This window comes from Nocardia pseudovaccinii NBRC 100343, from assembly GCF_001613225.1.
In the GTDB taxonomy this organism is placed as follows: domain Bacteria; phylum Actinomycetota; class Actinomycetes; order Mycobacteriales; family Mycobacteriaceae; genus Nocardia; species Nocardia pseudovaccinii.
This window is the reverse complement of the sequence record NZ_BDBY01000138.1, coordinates 1-3,901: the sequence shown is the minus strand read 5'-3', so window position 1 is coordinate 3,901 and position 3,901 is coordinate 1. Positions and strand designations below refer to the sequence as shown.

Genomic DNA, 3,901 nt, shown 5'->3' with positions numbered 1-3,901 from the left:
AGATCGTCTGACCTGGCGGATCGGCGCAGCGGGGTGGGGTGAAAGACTGGCGGCATGGGATCGCGTGGAATTGCCGACGGGCCGGTGCTGGTACTCGGGGGCCGCAGTGAGATCGGGCTCGAGGTGGCGCGACGGCTGGCGCCCGGGCGTGTGGTGATACTCGCGGCGCGACGCAGCGCGGAGTTGACGCAGGAGAGTGCGGCTATTGCGGCAGCCGGGTCGACGGCAGTGCATACCGTCGAATTCGATGCGGACGATACGGCGAGTCATCCCGCGCTGCTGGAGAAGATCGCGGCCGAGCACGGGGGGATCGGGGTCGCGGTGGTCGCATTCGGAGTGCTCGGGGATCAGGCGCGGGCCGAACGGGATCCGGCACATGCTATCGCGGTCGTGCACACTGATTACGTCGCGCAGATCAGCGTGCTCACCGTCCTCGCGAATATGCTTCGGGCGCAGGGCAGCGGGCATCTCGTCGTCTTCAGCTCGTTCGCGGGGGCGCGGGTGCGGCGAGCCAATTACGTCTACGGTTCGGCGAAGGCGGGTCTCGACGGCTTCGCCAGCGGTCTCGCGGATGCGTTGCACGGCAGCGGTGTTCACCTGCTGCTGCTGCGTTGCGGGTTCGTCATCGGCCGGATGACCGGGGGCATGGACCCGGCACCGATGTCCAGCACTCCCGACCAGGTGGCGGATGCGGTCGTGCGTGGCCTGCGTCGTCGTGCCGGTCGGGTGTGGGTCCCCGGCATTCTGCGTCCGGTCATCTTCGGGATCCGCTTACTGCCCCAACCCATCTGGCGCCGGATGCCGCGGTGAACGGCGGCGCGCACTGGAGTGGGCCGCCGATCGCTGTCGTCGGTATCGGTGCCGACGGGTGGAGCGGTCTCGGCGAGGCCGCGCGCGAAGCGGTCTCGGCCGCCGAAGTGGTCTTCGGATCGGCGCGGCAACTCGACCTGATTCCGCGGGACGTCGCGGTGGCACGGCGGGCGTGGCCTTCGCCGTTGGTCCCGGCACTGCCCGGTTTGTTCGCCGACCACATCGGTCGGCAGATATGCGTGCTGGCCAGTGGGGATCCGATGTTCTACGGCATCGGGGTGACGTTGGCACGGCTGTTCGGCGCGGAGCACATGCGGGTATTTCCGCAGGCATCATCGGCATCGCTGGCGTGTGCCCGGCTGGGGTGGGCGTTGGCGGAAACTCCGGTGGTCAGCGCGGTGGGGCGGCCGGTCGAGACGGTGTTGCCCGAGTTGGCGGACCGGCGGCGGGTGCTGGTGCTGAGCGCGGACGCGCACACACCGGAACAACTCGCGGGACTATTGCGGGACAACGGTTTCGGGGAGTCGATGTTGACCGTCCTCGAGCAGTTGGGCGGCCCGCGCGAACGGGTCGTCCGCGATCGCGCGGTGGGGTGGGAGTTCGCGGCGGGCGACCCGCTCAATGTCGTCGCGATCGACTGCGTCGCCGACCCGAAGCACCTGCGGGCGACGCGTGTGCCCGGACTGCCGGATGAGCTCTTCGGCGGTGACGGTCAGCTCACCAAATCCGAGGTCAGGGCACTAACACTGGCCGCGCTGGCACCCGCGCCCGGGGAGTTGCTGTGGGATGTCGGCGGGGGTTCAGGCAGTATCGCGATCGAATGGTGCCGCACGCATCCGAGCTGTCGGGCGGTGAGCTTCGAGCGACTCGAACACCGGCGGCGGCAGATCGCCGACAACGCCGCCGCCCTTGGTGTTCCATACATCGGTGTTTTTGGAGAGATACGCACCGATGTCGGAAAATCTACCGAATCATCACCCCCAGACGCAATATTTATCGGTGGCGGGCTCACTCAGGATGGCGTCCTCGAGACATGCTGGTCGCATCTACGCCAAGGCGGCCGCTTGGTCGCGAATGCGGTGACGGCGGAATCCGAAGCACTGCTACTGAATTGGGCCGCCGCGCACGGCGGTGAACTGCGGAAGTTTCAGATCTACCGGGCCGAAGCCCTCGGTAAGTTCACTACCTGGCGGCCACAATTGCCGGTGGCCCAGTGGGCAGTTGTGAAAGACGGCTAGGTCTGAAACCTCGCTTCACCGGTGAAACGGACTGTAGGGTCGGTGCCCGAGATCCGGACGTTATCGCCGGATCCGCGTCCTATTGGGGAGATTTATGAAGTACAAGAAGTTTGCCGCCACCGCGATTATGGCCGTCGCCGCCACCGGTATCGCGGCGGGCACGTCCGGTGCGGCTCCGGCGGCGCCCGCGCCTGCCGTGCAGAACCAGGCCGTGCCCTCCGCGCAAGGCGAGGACCACGGTGTGAACTACGCGGTGCAACTCGTCGACAAGTCGATCGTCGCGGCGGTCACCGGCGGCGCGTTCAGTCTGGACGCCGATCAGAAGTACGTCACGGTGAAGAACGCCGAGGGTGCGGTCGTCACCTCGATTCCGCTGCAGGCCCAGGTCCGGGACCAGCTGATCCCGATCGCGGCCACCATCGACCCCGCGGGCCAGCAGCTTACGCTGACTCCGAAGGTCGAGCCGACCGCCGCGATCAGCGCCGAGGCCATCTCCTCGCAGGAGTGGTTCTTCAGCGAACTGCAGCGCGCCTCGCTCGGTGCCGTGATCGGCGGCATCGTCGGATTCTTCTTCTTCGGCATCGGTCTGCCGGTGGGTGCGTTGATCGGTCTGCTCATCGCGGGTGGTCCGAACCTGATCAATGCGGGCATCGCCTACTTCAGCGGGCAGCCCTGAAAACTCTGATTCTGGGCGGCACCAGGGAAGCCAGGGAAATCGCCCACATCGCTTCCGGCGAGCGAGGATTCGATATCGTCTCCTCGCTCGCCGGTCGTGTTCGCGACCCGCTGCTGCCGCAGGGGGCGGTGCGGATCGGCGGCTTCGGCGGTGTCGAAGGTCTACGGAAGTGGTTGACGGACAACGAAATCGCTGCCGTCGTCGATGCCACACATCCGTTCGCGGGCACGATCAGTGCGAATGCGGCCGGTGCCGCAACGGATCTCGGTTTGCCGCTACTGCATGTGCGGCGGCCGGGATGGTCCGAACAGCCCGGTGATCGGTGGATCCGGGTGCCGGATCTCGACGCGGCCGCGCAGGCGATTTCGGAGCTGGGGGAGCGCATCTTCCTGACCATCGGTCGCCAAGGTGTCGCCGCCTTCGCGGGCCTGGCGGAGCAGTGGTTCTTGATCCGTGCCATCGATCCGCCCACCAGCGCGCTGCCGCCGCATCACGAACTGCTGCTCGCGCGTGGGCCTTTCTCGCCCGCGGATGAGCAGCGTCTGCTGACGCAACATCGGATCGACGCGCTGGTCACCAAGGACAGTGGCGGCGATCAGACCGCTGCCAAACTGGACGCCGCTCGCTCGGTGGGCCTTCCCGTGGTCGTCGTGGACCGCCCCGAGCTGCCGCCCGGCGTGGTGGTCGTGGAATCCGTCGATGCGGCGTGGAAGTGGTTGCGGGAGATAGCATCCCGCTGATTCAGCGGCCGAGCAGTTCTGGTAGGCGGTCGAACCAGGCGAGTACGGTGCGCTCGTAGCCGATGCCGAATTCGAGGGTGGCGCGTTGATACGCGGACAGATCGGTGTGGTCGTCGGTGAGGTAACGGTCGAGGCGCTGCCGGTGAATTTCCTTGTTGGCGGCGATGATTCGATCGAGATGATCGGGATCGACGTGCTTGCCGAAGGACAGGGTCAGTAGCAGCGGCACCCGAATGGTCTCCGCGCCGGGGTCACGGGCGATCCATTCGAGGAATGCTTCGCGACCGGCGTCGGTGATCTGATACGGCGTGCGTTCGCGCGCCCCGATCTCACCTTTTTCGACGAGTCCGGCCGCGTCCATGGTGGCCAGTTCGCGGTAGACCTGGCTTTGGGTAATGGTCCAGAAATCGCCGATGCGGTCCTGGGCCTCGGTCACC

The 3,901-nt window shown here is 66.8% G+C and carries 5 protein-coding genes; 4 read left to right on the top strand and 1 reads right to left on the bottom strand.

Annotated elements, in window-relative coordinates; all coding sequences use genetic code 11:
* Nucleotides 1–54: 54 nt before the first annotated feature.
* From dprE2 to NP3_RS16795, 4 genes are all read left to right on the top strand, one after another.
* A complete protein-coding gene (gene dprE2, locus NP3_RS16810; RefSeq protein ID WP_063042384.1) occupies nt 55–810 on the top strand; it encodes a decaprenylphospho-beta-D-erythro-pentofuranosid-2-ulose 2-reductase in 756 nt (251 codons plus the stop codon).
* Nucleotides 789–2,048 (top strand): precorrin-6y C5,15-methyltransferase (decarboxylating) subunit CbiE, encoded by a 1,260-nt coding sequence (cbiE, locus tag NP3_RS16805; protein ID WP_084508646.1) that lies wholly within the window; start codon nt 789–791, stop codon nt 2,046–2,048. Before dprE2 ends, cbiE begins: the two co-directional genes overlap by 22 nt.
* A gap of 94 nt (nt 2,049–2,142) precedes the next feature.
* Entirely contained in the window at nt 2,143–2,724 is a 582-nt protein-coding gene (locus NP3_RS16800) for a DUF8020 domain-containing protein (RefSeq protein ID WP_063042380.1), read from the top strand.
* Nucleotides 2,721–3,464: a cobalt-precorrin-6A reductase gene (locus tag NP3_RS16795; RefSeq protein ID WP_063042386.1), complete on the top strand. Its 744-nt coding sequence runs from the start codon at nt 2,721–2,723 to the stop codon at nt 3,462–3,464. Before NP3_RS16800 ends, NP3_RS16795 begins: the two co-directional genes overlap by 4 nt.
* Before the next feature lies 1 nt (nt 3,465).
* Here NP3_RS16795 and NP3_RS16790 read toward each other — a convergent pair.
* Nucleotides 3,466–3,901 (bottom strand): PadR family transcriptional regulator (locus tag NP3_RS16790; protein ID WP_063042378.1); only part of this gene is annotated, 436 nt, incomplete at its 5' end.